The sequence below is a fragment of the Agrobacterium sp. 22-3639C2 genome (assembly GCF_053522105.1).
In genome coordinates this window covers 1,167,733-1,183,179 of record NZ_JBNWDB010000001.1, presented here as the reverse complement: position 1 = coordinate 1,183,179, position 15,447 = coordinate 1,167,733, and the positions used below count along the sequence as shown (strand labels likewise).

Annotated in this window: 11 protein-coding genes; 6 read left to right on the top strand and 5 right to left on the bottom strand. The window is 58.5% G+C overall.

Annotated elements, in window-relative coordinates:
• Positions 1-80: 80 nt before the first annotated feature.
• Positions 81-557 (bottom strand): transcription elongation factor GreA, encoded by a 477-nt coding sequence (greA, locus tag ACQZ6D_RS05965; protein WP_003513396.1) that lies wholly within the window; start codon positions 555-557, stop codon positions 81-83.
• Between the two features lie 221 nt (positions 558-778).
• Here greA and ACQZ6D_RS05960 point away from each other — a divergent pair, with 221 nt between their 5' ends.
• The 3 genes from ACQZ6D_RS05960 (at position 779) to ACQZ6D_RS05950 (ending at position 4,748) form a co-directional block, all read left to right on the top strand.
• Positions 779-2,011, top strand: coding sequence for a putative DNA modification/repair radical SAM protein (locus tag ACQZ6D_RS05960; protein ID WP_065702322.1), 1,233 nt, complete (start codon positions 779-781; stop codon positions 2,009-2,011).
• Positions 2,011-3,456 (top strand): UdgX family uracil-DNA binding protein, encoded by a 1,446-nt coding sequence (locus tag ACQZ6D_RS05955; RefSeq protein WP_448729732.1) that lies wholly within the window; start codon positions 2,011-2,013, stop codon positions 3,454-3,456. Before ACQZ6D_RS05960 ends, ACQZ6D_RS05955 begins: the two co-directional genes overlap by 1 nt.
• A 152-nt stretch (positions 3,457-3,608) precedes the next feature.
• Entirely contained in the window at positions 3,609-4,748 is a 1,140-nt protein-coding gene (locus ACQZ6D_RS05950) for a GGDEF domain-containing protein (protein WP_065702530.1), read from the top strand.
• Positions 4,749-4,831: 83 nt separating this feature from the next.
• Here ACQZ6D_RS05950 and carB read toward each other — a convergent pair whose 3' ends face one another.
• Together carB and ACQZ6D_RS05940 are read right to left on the bottom strand one after the other, a co-directional pair.
• Positions 4,832-8,320 carry a carbamoyl-phosphate synthase large subunit gene (gene carB / locus ACQZ6D_RS05945; protein WP_065702531.1) on the bottom strand — a complete coding sequence of 1,163 codons (3,489 nt, stop codon included), beginning with the start codon at positions 8,318-8,320 and terminating at the stop codon, positions 4,832-4,834.
• A gap of 156 nt (positions 8,321-8,476) precedes the next feature.
• Entirely contained in the window at positions 8,477-9,343 is an 867-nt protein-coding gene (locus ACQZ6D_RS05940; RefSeq protein ID WP_019565240.1) for a LytTR family DNA-binding domain-containing protein, read from the bottom strand.
• 48 nt (positions 9,344-9,391) lie between these two features.
• Between ACQZ6D_RS05940 and ACQZ6D_RS05935 the strand changes: the two genes are divergently transcribed.
• Positions 9,392-9,880, top strand: coding sequence for a DUF2306 domain-containing protein (locus tag ACQZ6D_RS05935; protein ID WP_019565241.1), 489 nt, complete (start codon positions 9,392-9,394; stop codon positions 9,878-9,880).
• Between the two features lie 95 nt (positions 9,881-9,975).
• Positions 9,976-10,905, top strand: a complete 930-nt coding sequence (ypfJ, locus tag ACQZ6D_RS05930; RefSeq protein ID WP_003513383.1) for a KPN_02809 family neutral zinc metallopeptidase — start codon at positions 9,976-9,978, stop codon at positions 10,903-10,905.
• A 40-nt stretch (positions 10,906-10,945) separates the two neighbouring features.
• Here the strand turns inward: ypfJ and ACQZ6D_RS05925 are convergent, their stop codons facing one another.
• Entirely contained in the window at positions 10,946-11,425 is a 480-nt protein-coding gene (locus ACQZ6D_RS05925) for a DUF2938 domain-containing protein (RefSeq protein ID WP_065702325.1), read from the bottom strand.
• 200 nt (positions 11,426-11,625) lie between these two features.
• A complete protein-coding gene (gene mcpU, locus ACQZ6D_RS05920; RefSeq protein ID WP_065659165.1) occupies positions 11,626-13,716 on the bottom strand; it encodes a methyl-accepting chemotaxis protein McpU in 2,091 nt (696 codons plus the stop codon).
• A gap of 329 nt (positions 13,717-14,045) precedes the next feature.
• Here mcpU and ACQZ6D_RS05915 point away from each other — a divergent pair, with 329 nt between their 5' ends.
• A complete protein-coding gene (locus tag ACQZ6D_RS05915) occupies positions 14,046-15,443 on the top strand; it encodes an MATE family efflux transporter (protein ID WP_065702326.1) in 1,398 nt (465 codons plus the stop codon).
• The last annotated feature ends 4 nt before the right edge of the window (positions 15,444-15,447 follow it).

Sequence of the window (15,447 nt, the reverse complement as noted above, 5' to 3'; positions counted from 1 at the left end):
GTCTTTGCGGCTAAGGCAGGATGTTCAGTTCAGGATATCAATGCAATGCGCCCGAGGGGCGCATTGCATGAAAGGGCAGATCAGCCCCACTGTACGGCGAGAATCTCGTAACCCTTGGCGCCGCCCGGTGCGTTGACTTCGATGCTGTCACCGACTTCCTTGCCGATGAGGGCGCGGGCGATGGGCGAGGAAATGGAAATGCGTCCAGCCTTCACATCGGCTTCCTGGTCGCCAACGATCTGATAGATTCTCTCCTCGTCGCTATCCTCGTCGATAAGCTTGACGGTGGCGCCGAACTTGATCTTGGAACCGGACATCTTGGAAAGGTCGATGACTTCCGCGCGTGCGGTCAAGTCTTCGAGTTCAGTGATGCGGCCTTCGTTATGGCTCTGGGCTTCCTTGGCAGCGTGGTATTCGGCATTTTCCGAAAGGTCGCCATGGGCGCGCGCCTCCGCAATTGCCTCGATGATACGGGGACGCTCCTCCTGCTGGCGAAAGCGCAGCTCCTCCTGCAGCTTGATGAATCCACCGTGCGTCATCGGTACTTTTTCTACCATTTTTTTATCCTTCGCAGTCCTGTCGCTTTACTTGCAGACACAAAAAGAAACAGGTTCCGGAGGGGAACTCCGGAACCATGCCAAAATCATAACTAAGCCGACTATATCAGAAGACGACAACGAAATGCCAGCAAATTTGAGACGGGCATTTTCTTGCATTCGTTCAGGGCTTTAACAGATGAGATTGACATTTTTCAATAGAACATATAGTGAACATAACCATGAAGAAGTCAATCAGGCAACGGCTAGCCATTCTTTCCGATGCGGCCAAATACGATGCGTCCTGTGCCTCCAGCGGCACGACGAAACGCAGCTCTGCTGCATCCGGCGGACTTGGCTCCACGGAGGGGTCGGGCATATGCCATGCCTATGCGCCGGACGGGCGCTGCATTTCGCTCCTGAAGATTTTGCTCACCAATTTCTGTATCTATGATTGCGCCTATTGCATCAATCGTTCTTCGAGCAATGTCGAGCGGGCGCGGTTTACTGCCGAGGAGGTGGTGTGGCTGACGCTGGAGTTCTATCGGCGCAACTATATCGAGGGGCTGTTTCTCTCTTCCGGCATTATCCGCTCTTCCGATCATACGATGGAAGAGATGGTGCGGGTGGCGCGGGAACTGCGCGTCACGCATGGCTTTCGCGGCTACATCCATCTGAAATCCATTCCCGAAGCATCGCCAAAGCTTATTGAGGAAGCGGGGCTTTACGCCGACCGGCTGTCGATCAACATCGAATTGCCGACTGATAGCGGCGTCAGCCGTTTTGCGCCGGAAAAGCAGCCCGCCAATATTCGCCGCTCGATGGCTGATATCCGCCTGAAGATCGAGGAGGCGGGGGAGCCGACTGTCAGGACGCGAAAGACCAAACGTTTTGCGCCTGCCGGACAGAGCACGCAGATGATCGTTGGGGCGGATGGGGCTGATGACAGCACCATTCTGTCCACCAGCGCCCGGCTTTATGGCAGCTATGGTTTGCGGCGCGTCTATTATTCGGCTTTCAGCCCCATTCCGGATTCGTCGAAGAACCTGCCGCTCATCAAGCCGCCTTTGATGCGGGAACACAGGCTTTATCAGGCCGACTGGCTTTATCGTTTTTATGGGTTCGACATTGGTGAAATAACCGCGATCGGCGGTAACGGAATGCTCGATCTAGATATAGATCCAAAGCTTGCCTGGGCGCTGAAAAATCGCGACCGTTTTCCAGTGGACGTGAACGTGGCGGATCGCGAAATATTGCTGCGCGTGCCCGGCTTCGGTACCAAGACGGTCGCCTCGATCCTGTCTTCACGCCGGTTTCGCCGATTGCGGCTGGAGGATATCGCCCGCTTCGGCGTTTCCCTGAAAAAGGTGAAGGCCTTCATCGTTGCCGACGGCTGGACGCCGGGCAAGCTGACCGAACGGCCGGATTTGCGAGCGATGTTTGCTCCGCAGCCCGAACAATTATCGCTGCTGTGATGTACGGCCCGGTTCTGGAAGGGCGGGGCGATTTCGGCGAGTGGCGTGATGCGGCGCGCGCGGCTCTCGCCGCCAATGTGCCGCCGGAGGCGATTGACTGGCGGTTGCGGGATGAGAAAGGCGGGCTTCTCGATTTTGCCGGAGAGCCTTTGCCGGCGGCCCGTGCGGATGACGTGCAGGTGTCCGTTCCAGCCTCCTTCGTGACTTTGGCGCAAGCGATTATCTGTCATAGCGATCCGGGTCGTTTCGCACTGCTTTACCGGTTGCTGTGGCGGCTGAGGCGGGATCGCGCCCTGTTGCAGTTCAAGTCCGATGCGGATGTTTCCGAAGCCCGGCAGCTTGAAAAATCGGTCCGCCGCGATTGTCACAAGATGACGGCCTTTGTTCGCTTCAAGGAATTATCCTTGCCGCAGGGGCAGGGCGGTCGGCGGCGCTTCGTCGCATGGTTCGAGCCGGATCACTTCATCGTCGAGCGCACGGCCCCGTTTTTCCAGCGGCGGTTCACGGATATGGACTGGCTGATCGCGACACCGAACGGCTCCGCGCGGTGGGACGGAAACGTGCTGGAGACATTGCGGCAGGCCGCTTCCAAGCCTGAGCTGACGGATGAAACGGACGAGCTGTGGCGAACTTATTATGCCAATATATTCAATCCGGCGCGTCTGAAGATAAAAGCGATGACGGCAGAGATGCCAAAGAAATACTGGAAAAATTTGCCGGAAGCCGAGCTTATTCCAGGTCTCGTTCTCGGTGCCGAGGCGCGGGTGCTGGAGATGGCGGCAAAGGCTGCGAGCCAGCCGCAACCATTCCATCACCGCCTGCAGGCCGCGGCCTCGGCGCGTGAAGAGCCGCCACCGGCGCCGGACGGTACGCTCGCTTCATTGGCGCGGGAGGCTGGCCAATGCACGCGCTGCGCCCTGCATTGCAAGGCAACGCAGACAGTATTCGGCATGGGACCTGAAGATGCGAAAGTGATGATCGTCGGGGAACAGCCGGGAGATCACGAGGATCTTGCCGGAAAACCTTTCGTCGGTCCCGCTGGTCAGTTGTTCGACCGGACGTTGGTTGAAGCCGGTATTGACCGCAAAAAGCTTTATGTCACCAACGCCGTCAAACACTTCAAATACGAGGCTCGCGGCAAGCGGCGCATCCACCAGCGACCGGATGCGGGCGAGGTGCAGCAATGCCGCTGGTGGCTTAACAAGGAAATCGAGCTGGTACGGCCGAAGCTTATCGTTGCCATGGGTGCAACTGCGCTTTATGCGCTGACAGGCGGCAAGGAAAAGGTCTCCGAGGTTCGGGGTCGCCCGATACCGATGCAGGAGGAGCGGACGCTTTTTGTCACGGTGCACCCTTCCTATCTTCTTCGCCTTCCCGACTCGCAGCAGAAGGAGGCGGAAATGCAGAATTTCAGGAATGAAATTGATTTTATAAGATTATTCTAATAGACTGTTTTGTGTGTTGCTATGCTATATTGGATGATCATCGATATCTTCATCGATATGATTAAATTTTTGTTTATTGGTTATTTTTATTGAAATTTTATACTTGATACCATAATTCAGATATTTATATTTATTCATTGCGTGGATGTATGATGCTCGGCGAGCTAGATCTTGCAACAGTGATACTGATGCAAAAGTGTTCTTACATTGTTGGAATGCTGAGTTTTATATATCTGAAGCTCACAAATCGTGGTTTGCACGGCCCGACAGCTCTTGCAGCAGGCTTCGCAGCCATGGCTGCCGGCTCCACGCTCGCTGGGTACGGCGAATGGGGAATAATGTCTCCGGCCTTGTGGCAATTCGGCAGCATCGTCTTCGGTATCGTGGGTTATGCGCTGATCTGGCTTGGCCTGAAAATCGTGAGCGATGGACGTGCTGCCAGCAGGGGGACAGTATCAGCTGTCTGTTTGATTGCCTTGCTGGCAATTGTCCTTGCACAGCAGGTGGCTGACAATAACGCTTATCGTGCGGCCCTGTTCAACGGTTGTGCGGCTGTGGCCTATCTTGCGGGAGCGGGCGGGCTTTTTGCGCGGTGGCGCAAGGAGCCACTCCTGTCCCGCTTCGCGTTGGGCGCGATTACGGGTATTTCCGGCCTGATTTCGTTGTCGGTGGCAAAGAGCGTGCTTTTGCCCCAATACGCCGCCATCGATCTGGTCAATGCGTTTTTCTTGATCATCATGTTGAACTTCGCCATTGCGCTGTTCGTGATGATGCTGGTAGCCGAGCGGTCAGAGCGCAAATTGCTGGTTCTCGCCAACACCGATCCTTTGACGGGCGTCAAGAACCGTCGTTTTTTCTTCCAGGCCATGCCGGCGGTGCCGGGTCCCAACGATGCGGCGATGCTGCTCGATATCGACCACTTCAAATCAATCAACGACCGCTTCGGCCACGCCGTCGGCGACAGCGTTCTTCAGGAAGTCGCGAAGCGTATCGGCGGCAGCATACGCGGTGGTGACGTGCTGGCGCGTTACGGTGGCGAGGAGTTCATCATCTTCCTGCCGGGTGCCGGTGTTCAAAAGGCTTGCATGATCGGAGAACGCATTCGCGATGCGATTGCGATAACCGAAGTCGATTGCGGCGGTTTGCGTGTCGGCGTGACGATCAGCATCGGCGTCGCAACCAGCGGCGATATGCGCTGCGATCTTCAGACCCTGGCGGAAATGGCGGACCGCGCCCTTTACCGCGCCAAGACGGATGGGCGCAATTGCGTGCGCGAAGCCCTGGCGGCGTGAGGCTTTTGAACTTTTTGTGAGACAATGCAAAACGCCGCGGGCATGACCCGCGGCGTTTCCATGATCTTCGCTGGCGGCTGATTTTACAGGAAGTAGCTCTGCAAGGGCTTCACTTCCAGATTGCCGGCCTTAAGCGCCTTGATGGCAAGGGCTGCTGCTTCGGCACCGGCCATCGTCGTGTAGTATGGCACCTTCTGCATCAGCGTTGCGCGGCGCAGCGACTTCGAGTCGGAAATCGCCTTGTTGCTGTCGGTGGTGTTGATGACCAGCTGGACCTGCCGGTTGCGGATGGCGTCTTCGATATGCGGACGACCTTCCTGCACCTTGTTGATCTTCTCGGCGTTGATGCCCTGTTCAGCAAGGAAACGCTGGGTGCCGCCGGTTGCCAGTACCCTGAAGCCGCTCTCGACCAGAATACGGATTGCGGGCAACACGCGGTCCTTGTCGTCGTCGCGCACCGAGACGAAGACGGTGCCGGAGCGCGGCAGGTCGACGCCGGCGCCGAGCTGGCTCTTGGCGAAGGCGAGTGCGAAATCGGTGTCGAGGCCGATGACTTCGCCGGTCGAGCGCATTTCCGGTCCGAGCAGAATGTCGACGCCGGGGAAGCGGGCGAAGGGGAAAACGGCTTCCTTGACGGCGATGTGCTTCAGGTTGCGCGGATCGGGTTTCTTGCCGTAAGCGGCAATCGCCGCATCAAGCTTTTCGCCGGCCATGACGCGGGCAGCGATCTTGGCGATCGGCGCACCGATGGTTTTTGCAACGAAGGGCACCGTGCGGGAGGCACGCGGGTTGACTTCGAGAACGTAGATCGTGCCGTCCTTGATCGCGTACTGAACGTTCATCAGGCCACCGACGTTGAGCGCCTTTGCAAGCGCCGTCGTCTGGCGTTCCAGCTCGTCGAGGGTTTCCTTGCTCAGCGAACGGGAAGGCAGCGAGCAGGCCGAGTCGCCCGAGTGGATACCGGCTTCTTCGATGTGCTCCATGATGCCCGACACGAAGACGTTTTCGCCGTCGCACAGTGCATCGACGTCGACTTCGACGGCGTTGGTCAGGTAGCTGTCGAACAGAAGCGGGTTCTTGCCGAGCAGGGTGTTGATCTGGCCGGTCTTGTCGTTCGGGTAACGCTGCTTGATGTCCTCTGGCACGAGGCCCGGAACCGTGTCGAGCAGATAGGTCTGGAGCTGGCCTTCCGAATGGATGATCTGCATGGCTCGGCCACCCAGAACATAGGAAGGACGCACGACCAGCGGGAAGCCGATTTCCGAAGCGACGAGGCGCGCCTGTTCAACCGAATAGGCAATGCCGTTGTTCGGCTGGGCGAGGTCGAGCTTCATCAGCAGCTTCTGGAAGCGGTCGCGGTCTTCGGCAAGGTCGATCATGTCAGGCGCGGTGCCGAGGATCGGGATACCGTTCTTTTCCAGCGCTTCGGCCAGCTTCAGCGGCGTCTGGCCGCCGAACTGCACGATGACGCCGACCAGTTCGCCCTTTTCCTGTTCGGCGCGCATGATCTCGATCACGTCTTCGGCCGTCAGCGGTTCGAAATAGAGGCGGTCGGAGGTGTCGTAGTCGGTCGAAACCGTTTCCGGGTTGCAGTTGATCATGATCGCTTCGAAGCCTGCATCCTTCAGCGCGAAGGCAGCATGGCAGCAGCAATAGTCGAACTCGATGCCCTGGCCGATACGGTTCGGACCGCCGCCGAGGATGACGACCTTCTTGCGGTCGGAAACCTGCGCTTCAGAGCGGGCGGCGCCGACGAAGGGGATTTCATAGGTCGAATACATGTAGGCGGTGGGCGAGGCGAATTCTGCCGCGCAGGTATCGATGCGCTTGAAGACCGGGCGAACATTGAGGCTGTTGCGCAGCTCGGCCACTTCCTTCGGGCGCTTGCCCGTCAGAATTGCTAGGCGGGCGTCGGAAAAGCCCATGGCTTTGAGCATGCGCAGGTTCTCTGCGTCCTGCGGCAGGCCTTGCTCACGGACACGGGCTTCCATGTCCACAATTGCCTTGAACTGGGCGATGAACCAGGGGTCGATCTTCGAGTTTTCGTGGACTTCTTCTTCCGTCATTCCCATACGCAGCGCCTGGGCGACCATGCGCAGGCGATCCGGCGTCGGCGTGCCGATGGCGGCGCGGATGGCGTTCTTGGAGCCTTCGCCCTCTTCAAAGCCGGGGATTTCGATTTCATCGAGACCGGTGAGGCCGGTTTCCATGCCGCGCAGCGCCTTCTGCAGCGATTCTGCGAAGGTGCGGCCGATGGCCATGACTTCACCGACGGACTTCATGGCCGTTGTGAGGATCGGCGAGGCGCCCGGGAACTTCTCGAAGGCGAAACGCGGGATCTTGGTGACGACGTAGTCGATCGACGGTTCGAACGAGGCAGGCGTCGCGCCGCCGGTGATATCGTTTTCCAGCTCGTCGAGCGTATAGCCGATGGCGAGCTTGGCGGCGATCTTGGCGATCGGGAAGCCGGTTGCCTTGGAGGCGAGAGCGGACGAGCGCGAAACGCGCGGGTTCATTTCGATGACGACGAGGCGGCCGTCTTTCGGGTTGACGGCGAACTGCACGTTCGAGCCGCCGGTTTCCACGCCGATCTCACGCAGCACCGCAATCGAGGCGTTGCGCATGATCTGGTATTCCTTGTCGGTCAGCGTCAGCGCTGGCGCAACGGTGATGGAATCGCCGGTGTGGACGCCCATCGGATCGATGTTTTCGATGGAGCAGATGATGATGCAATTGTCCGCGGTGTCGCGGACCACTTCCATCTCATATTCCTTCCAGCCGAGAACCGATTCTTCGACCAGCACCTCGGTGGTCGGCGAAGCGTCGAGGCCGCCCGAGACGATGTCGAAGAATTCGGAGCGGTTATAGGCAATGCCGCCGCCGGTGCCGCCGAGCGTGAAGGACGGGCGGATGATGGCGGGCAGGCCGACATGGTCGATCGCCTGGGCGGCGATTGCAATCGCATGCGCCATGTAACGCTGCTTGCGGTCGGTCTCGCCAAGGTTCCACTGGTTTTCCAGATCGTCCAGCGCCTTGTCCAGTTCCGTACCGGAAAGCTTCGCCTTGAGTTCGGCGCGGGCAGCTTCGTGCTTCTTGCGGTCGGCGTCCTTGATTTCAGTGGCGTTGGCCAGCATGGACTTCGGCGTTTCGAGGCCGATGCGAGCCATGGCCTCGCGGAAGAGGGCGCGGTCTTCGGCCATGTCGATGGCTTCGGGCTTGGCGCCGATCATTTCCACATTGTAGCGGTCGAGAACGCCCATGCGCTTCAGGGACAGCGCGGTGTTGAGCGCGGTCTGGCCACCCATGGTGGGCAGCAGCGCGTCCGGGCGTTCCTTAGCGATGATCTTGGCAACAACTTCCGGGGTGATCGGCTCGACATAGGTTGCGTCGGCAAGGCCCGGATCGGTCATGATGGTGGCCGGGTTGGAGTTGACCAGAATGACCCGGTAACCCTCTTCCTTCAGCGCCTTGCAGGCCTGGGTGCCGGAATAGTCGAATTCACATGCTTGGCCGATGACGATCGGTCCTGCGCCAATGATGAGGATGGACTTGATATCTTGGCGCTTCGGCATGGCTCTCTCGTTCCGCGTTTTGGTTGCGCAAAACACCAGCCAGGGTGAAAGATCACCGGCCGGGGCGCGCAATTCAAAGTTTTCAGGCTAGAAGCGGCTTATAGGCAAATGTTTTTGAGAACGGAACCCCATAAATTCCGGAATCGACAGAAACTCTTAACCCGCCGGTGTATGCGCGGCGAAACGGGCCTGCACGGCCGCGCTATGGGAGCGGCTGACGGGTATTTCCGAACCGTCTCTTGTAATGACGTGCAGACGGCCAGCCTGTTTACGCAACGAGACGACGTCGGAAATGGCAATCCAGTGGGAACGGTGCACCTGCAAGCCTTCCGTGAGGCCTATTTCTTTCAGCGCATCGGCAAAACGCAGCAGAACGAGCTGATGGCCGCGCGTGGTGACGATTTCGGTATAGTGGTCCTGCACCGACAGCCGCAGCAATTCTCCGCGCTTTTGCGGCGGAAGCCGCTCCAGCAGCGGCGCGATGCTTTTCACCTCACCTTTGGCATCTCCATTCGGGTCCGCAACGGCATCCGTTGCCGTTGCGCGTGACTGGCAGGCCGTGAGGTAGCTCAGCAGGCAAAAGATGGCGCAGAGCGGCAGGGCCGACATGCTGCTTTTCAGAAAGGCGGCGAAACCCATTTCCCTGCCGGAAAAGATTTGGTTCATGATGGAAAGCAGCAGCCCGATGGGCAGGGCTGCCGTCAGCGAGCCGATCATCATGCGTGTCAGCATATTTTCAATGCTGCTGGCAAGGATGGTGTTGGCGAGGATGGAAAAGGATATTGCGAACGTCCATGCGCCAGCCTGAACGATTGTCCAGTAAAGCAGCCGGTCGGCGAAACTCATGGTCTCACTTGTCCCGAAAGGGCCGGTCAGAATGAAGATCGCCAATATGGCAAGGAAGGTCAGCCACAGTCTGCGCGATTGCAGGATGGCGTGCATTTCACGAAGCGTGGACTGCAAAGAGAGGTGATCCACGAAGTTTTCCTGCGGTTGACGCCAATGCGTTTTTCTTTCGCGCATGTTTTGCCGAAGTTAGCGATAATTTCAACCGGGTCAAAACGCTTCACCATGTCACTTCAGCCTTTGCTAGACGCACCGCTTGCCGTGCAATTCCATGTCGCCACCGTTGTTCCGGCCGCGATTCTCGGCGCCTTCATTTTCCTTCGCCCCAAAGGAACCGCCATCCACCGGCTACTCGGCAGGATCTGGGTGACGCTGATGGTCATGACGTCCGTTTCGACCTTCTTCATTCATGAATTGAGGGTGTTTTACGGTTTCAGCCCGATTCATCTTTTATCGGTTCTCACCATATATGGCTGTCTGCAATCGGTCCTTTTCGCGCGCAGGGGCGAAATCAGGCGCCATATGAGGATCATGCAGAGTGTTTATCTCGGCGGTATCGTCATCGCAGGCGGTTTCACCTTCGTTCCGGGGCGGATCATTCACGAGGTTGCTTTCGGTGACGGTCAGCCGGGTCTTGTGGTGCTTTTCGCGGGCGTGTTCGCGTTTGCCCTGCTGTCTCTGACCGTCTTCACGCAAAGGCGGCGAGCCTCCTGAACGAATGCACCCACCTCCGCTTTCTTCCGGAACAAGATGTATTATAGTGCCGTTATAAGGTTGCCTGTTGAGGCGACGTTTGCGGAGAGAAAAGCATGGAATGGAGAGGGCGCCGCCAGTCGGACAATATCGAGGATCGGCGCGGCATGTCGGCGGGATCGGGGCCATCCGGCAACGATCCTTTTTCGCGTGGCGGAATGCGCGTGCCGATCGGGCGCCGCGGCGGCGGCATCGGCATTGGCGGTCTTCTGCTGATCCTGCTGATAAGCTGGGTGCTTGGCATCAATCCGCTGACGCTGCTTTCGGGCGGAGACATTTCACTGGATGGGGGCGGTACCACGCAGCAATCCGGCCAGCAGGCGGGCACTCGGCCGCAGGGCCAATCGTCCGACGAGACGACGGCTTTCGTGCGCACCGTGCTGGCTGAGACGGAAGATACGTGGAGCGGCATTTTCCAGTCCGCCGGCGAGACCTATCAGAAACCGACCCTTGTGCTGTTTTCCGGGCAGGTTGCGTCTGCCTGCGGTTCTGCCTCTGCGGCCAGCGGCCCGTTCTATTGCCCTGGTGACCGCAAGGTCTATCTCGACACCAGTTTCTTCAGTGAACTGGACAAGCGTTTCGGCGCGTCTGGCGATTTCGCGCAGGCTTACGTTATTGCGCATGAGGTGGGCCACCACGTCCAGAACCTGACCGGTGTCTTGCCGGAGTTCAACCGCCGCCGCCAGTCCATGAGCCAGGTGGACGCCAACAAGATGTCGGTGCGTGTGGAGCTTCAGGCCGATTGTTATGCCGGTATCTGGGGCAAGTTCACCGAACAGAAGGGCATTCTGGAAACCGGTGACCTTGAGGAAGCGCTCAACGCTGCCCACCAGATCGGCGACGACACCCTGCAGAAGCAGACCCAAGGATATGTGGTGCCTGACAGTTTCAACCACGGCACGTCGGCGCAGCGCATGGAATGGTTCAAGCGCGGCTTCCAGAACGGACGCGTCGAGGACTGCGACACCTTTTCGGCGAATATCTGAGAATCAAATGAACGAGGGGGCTTTTCAGCCCCCTTTTTATTCAGCGCATCAACAGCGCCACGGCATACATGCCAAGCGCGAAGATCGTATGGGCGACGAGGTTGAGAAAGCGAACCTTGTTCGGGTTCGGCGTCTTCGATGCCGCCCAGCCGATGCCGAGGCCAGGTTGCAGCAGGAACCAGCCCGCGCCGACCGTGACGATGCCCACGATCCAAGGCTGAATGAAGGAAGGCTCTGAAAACCACGAGACCGGGACCACCAGAGCAAGAATGACGCCATAGAGAATGCCGACGGCGTAATGCGAAATCCAGCCGAGCGCCAGTTCATGCTCGTAGGGCTCAGCCGTGGCGATGCTGTCGTGGAATATCCTGCCCTTCGGCACATGCCAGAACCAGCGGCCGACCGGCGCCCAGTTCGGGGCGGATTGGCCGAAAAACCGGTGCAGCACAATCGCCCATATATCCATAAACACGGTGCCACCCACCCCCATGGCAATACCGCGCCAAATCAAATCCAGCATAGATCCCTCCGCAAATCATGATCGACCAAGCTCTAGCTGATCGTGTGAGTGGCGGGAACAGGGTTTTTCGCGTGCTGAGGGCGGACAAGAAAAATGGCCGGATCGCTCCGGCCATAATGAATACTGAAACGTCTCCTCCGTCATGCCGGGCTGGATCCGGGGTAACGGTGCGATGGTCTCACCAGTGAGCTATTCTCGCTCTACGCGGCACGCCCATATTCAGCCTGCCGCCGCGTTGCCGTGGCGAGCTGGAACTGCGCAAGCAATTCGTTGAGCGCCGCCGCTTCCGAGGCGAGGCCGTGACTTGCCGCAGTCTGTTCTTCGACCATGGCGGCATTCTGCTGGGTGCCCTGATCGATGGTGTTGATGGCGGTGTTGATTTCCTGAAGTCCGGTGGACTGTTCGCGCGACGACGTTACGATGGCGTCGATGTGGCGGTTGATCTCCTGGACTTCGCGGACGATGGTTTCCAGCGCCTTGCCGGCATTGCCGACGAGATCGACACCGGATTGCACCTGCGATGTTGAGGCGTTGATCAGCGTCTTGATCTCCTTCGCGGCATTTGCCGAGCGCTGGGCAAGCTCGCGCACTTCCTGTGCGACGACGGCAAAACCCTTGCCTGCCTCACCGGCGCGGGCGGCTTCCACGCCGGCATTCAGCGCGAGCAGGTTTGTCTGGAAGGCGATTTCGTCGATCACGCCAATGATGTTGCTGATCTCCGACGACGATTTTTCGATGCCTTCCATGGCGCGAACAGCGTCCTCGACGATGATGCCGGACTGCTCGGCATTGTTGCGCGTGCGGTCTACCAGACGGCCTACCTCTTCGGCACGGCGGGCGGAATCCTTGACCGTCGTGGTTATTTCCTCAAGTGCGGCCGCAGTCTCCTCGACAGAGGCGGCCTGCTGCTCGGTGCGCTTGGCCAGATCGTCGGCAGACTGGCGGATTTCTCCAGCACCGGCATCGATTGCGCGTGCATTCTGGCCGACTGTGCTCAAGGCAACGTTCAGCTTGGCGACGGAGTTGTTGAAGTCGTCGCGCAAGCGGTCGATGCGGGTCACGAAAGGTGTCTCGATCCGGTAGTTGAGGTCGCCGTTCGAAAGGTGCGTCAGTCCCTTTGCCAGCGAATCGACTGCGAACTGGATGTCGGCCGCGTCTTTCGCCGCCAGTCGTTCGCGGTCGTTGCGCTCCTGTTCGGAAAGCGTGCGGTTCTGTTCGGCGTCGCCCTCAAGACGCAGACGTTCCGTGGCGTTCGATTTGAATACGGCAACCGCCGCAGCCATCGAGCCGATCTGGTCACTGCGCTCCTGGCCGGGAATGGCGACATCTAGATTGCCGGCGGCAAGCCTTTCCATGGCAGCAGTCATCTGCGTGACGGGGCGAACAATGAAACGGCTGAGAACGGTTGCCAGCAGGGCGATCATGATCGCGGCGGCAAGGATCGTAGCGATGGTTGCCGCGAGGCGAAATTGGCCGATCGCGCTGTAGGCGACGTCGGAATCGACAACGAAACCGAGATACCAATCGACCGAGGGCAGACCGGCGACGGGAATGAAGCTGGTGATCTTGCCCTTGCCGTCGATCTCGGTTTGCGAAATCGCGGAAGAAATTGCCGGTGTATCAACCTTGAAGAGATCGGTCAGCGGCTTGTCGACGAATTTCGCATCGGGATGCATGAGGATCTTGCCGTCCTTGCTGACGAGGAAGGCGTATCCATCCTTGCCGGCATCCACCGACTTGATCATCGTTACCAGCGAATCCAGCGAGAAGTCGCTACCCGTCACGCCGGCCAGCTTGCCGTCGATGGACACGGGAATGGCGGCAGTGATGATAAGGCCGCCGGTCGACGCATCGCTATAGGGCTCGGTCAGTACTGGCTTGCCGGCCTTGACGGCGTCCAGATACCAGGGGCGCTTGCGCGGGTCGTAGCCTTCCGGCAATGGCAATTTCGGGAAAGTCGTGAAACTGCCGCTTTCGGCATTGCCGAAATAGGTGGACATGAACTGAGCCGTCAGCACGTCGTTCTGGAGGAACTGCAGCTTGGCGTCGTCATCTGGGAGCTTGGCGAGCGTCTTCGCAACCGTTTCGGTCAGCATGATGCGGCCGTTCAGCCAGTTGGCGATGCTTTGCGCTGCCTGCTTGCCGGACGAATCGATATTTTCCGCCACGGCTTGCGTTGTCACCTGGTGTTGAAGACTGTCGATATAGAAGGAAAAGCCGGCAAAAGCGGCGACGACAAGCGATGACGCCGCAAACAGAATGCGCGTCATGAGATTGGTTTTTTTGGGCAAGCTACACGTCCTTGGAACCAGATGTGCCCATTCGGCTCATCTTGGAAAATAATGGGAAAGACATGCCTCAATGGCGGGAATATTCTGCGTCATGCAGCTTATGGTTTGAAAGAACTTCGCGATATTCTAATGCGTAAAGTGAAATGGTAAAATTCGGCTAAATTTGTTTTATGTCAGGCCGTCTCGGCCCAAGTGGACGTAAAATTCCCGTTCTGCGTAAATTTTGATCATTGATCCGCAAAGGTTGCGTGCAGGAAGGGAATATTTTATTCATCACCTGCTGCCATTGCGCAATTCGCGGGCAATGGCCAAAATTCAGGTGAATTACAATGTCTTCGTCGGTTGTTGCAGAAACCGTTCCCTCTGGATCGGGGTCGTGGCTTTCGCATTTCAAGGCTACGCTTGCGCTTGGAATTCCGCTTGTCGGTGCGCAGCTCGCGCAGCTTGGCATCCACACTACAGATATGGTCATCGTCGGTCAGCTCGGAGCTGAGAAGCTGGCGGCCATGGTGCTGGCCGGGCAGTTCTTCTTCGTTGTCTTCATTTTCGGCTCGGGATTTTCCGTGGCCGTGGTGCCAATGGTAGCGCAGGCTTACGGGCAGGGCGATGCGACAGCTGCCCGCCGCTCGCTGCGCATGGGCATGTGGGTTGCAATCGCGTACTGGGTTCTTGCCCTGCCGATATTCTTCAACGCCGAGCGCATTCTGGTCTATCTCGGGCAAAACCCCGAAGTTGCGGCGTTGACCGGCCATTATCTCGCCATCGCCAAGTTCGGCCTTTTGCCGGCGCTGCTTTTTTACGTGCTGCGCGGGCTTGTCAGTGCCATCGGCCGTGCGGGCATCATTCTGTATGTCACCATCATCATGTTGGTGATGAACGGTTTGATGGCCTATGCGCTGGTCTTCGGCCATTTCGGATTGCCGGTGATGGGCATGAACGGCGCGGCTGTCGTTGCCGTCATCGTCAATGCCTTCAGCTTCATCTTCATCGTCGCTTATGTGCAGACGCGTGAGGAAACCAGGAAATACGAGCTGTTCGTGCGCTTCTGGCGGCCGGACTGGCATGCGCTGTTCGAAGTGCTGCGCCTTGGCCTGCCGATCAGCATCACCATCCTTGCCGAAGTGACGCTGTTTGCGGCCGCTTCGATCCTGATGGGACAGATTGGCACCGTGCAGCTTGCGGCGCATGGCATCGCCCTGCAGCTTGCCTCCATCGCTTTCATGATCCCGCTCGGCCTGTCGCAGGCGGCGACCGTGAGGGTCGGTGTCGCGTTCGGTCAGGGTGATTTCAGGAACCTCGTGCGCGCCGCCATCATGGTCTACGCGATTGCCTGCGGCATTGCCGTTTGCGGCGGCATCCTGTTTGCGGCTGTTCCGGAATTTCTGGCGAAGTGGTTTCTTGACGCGAAGTTGCCGGAAGCGGCGGAAGTGCTTGCCTACGCAAGCAGCCTCGTGGTGATCGCCGGCATCTTCCAGTTGGTCGATGGTATCCAGGCTGTGACAGCAGGTTTGCTGCGCGGATTGAAGGATGCGCGCATTCCGGCGATGCTGGCGCTGATTTCCTATTGGCCGATCGGGCTGGCGCTGGCCTGGACCATGGCCTTTCCGCTCGGCTTTGGCGGACGTGGCGTCTGGTTCGGTTTCGTGATCGGCCTTTCGACGGCGGCCGTTCTCTTGACTATACGTTTCGTCATTCTGGTGAAGCGTGAAATGAAAACGGCCCGCTGAAAGC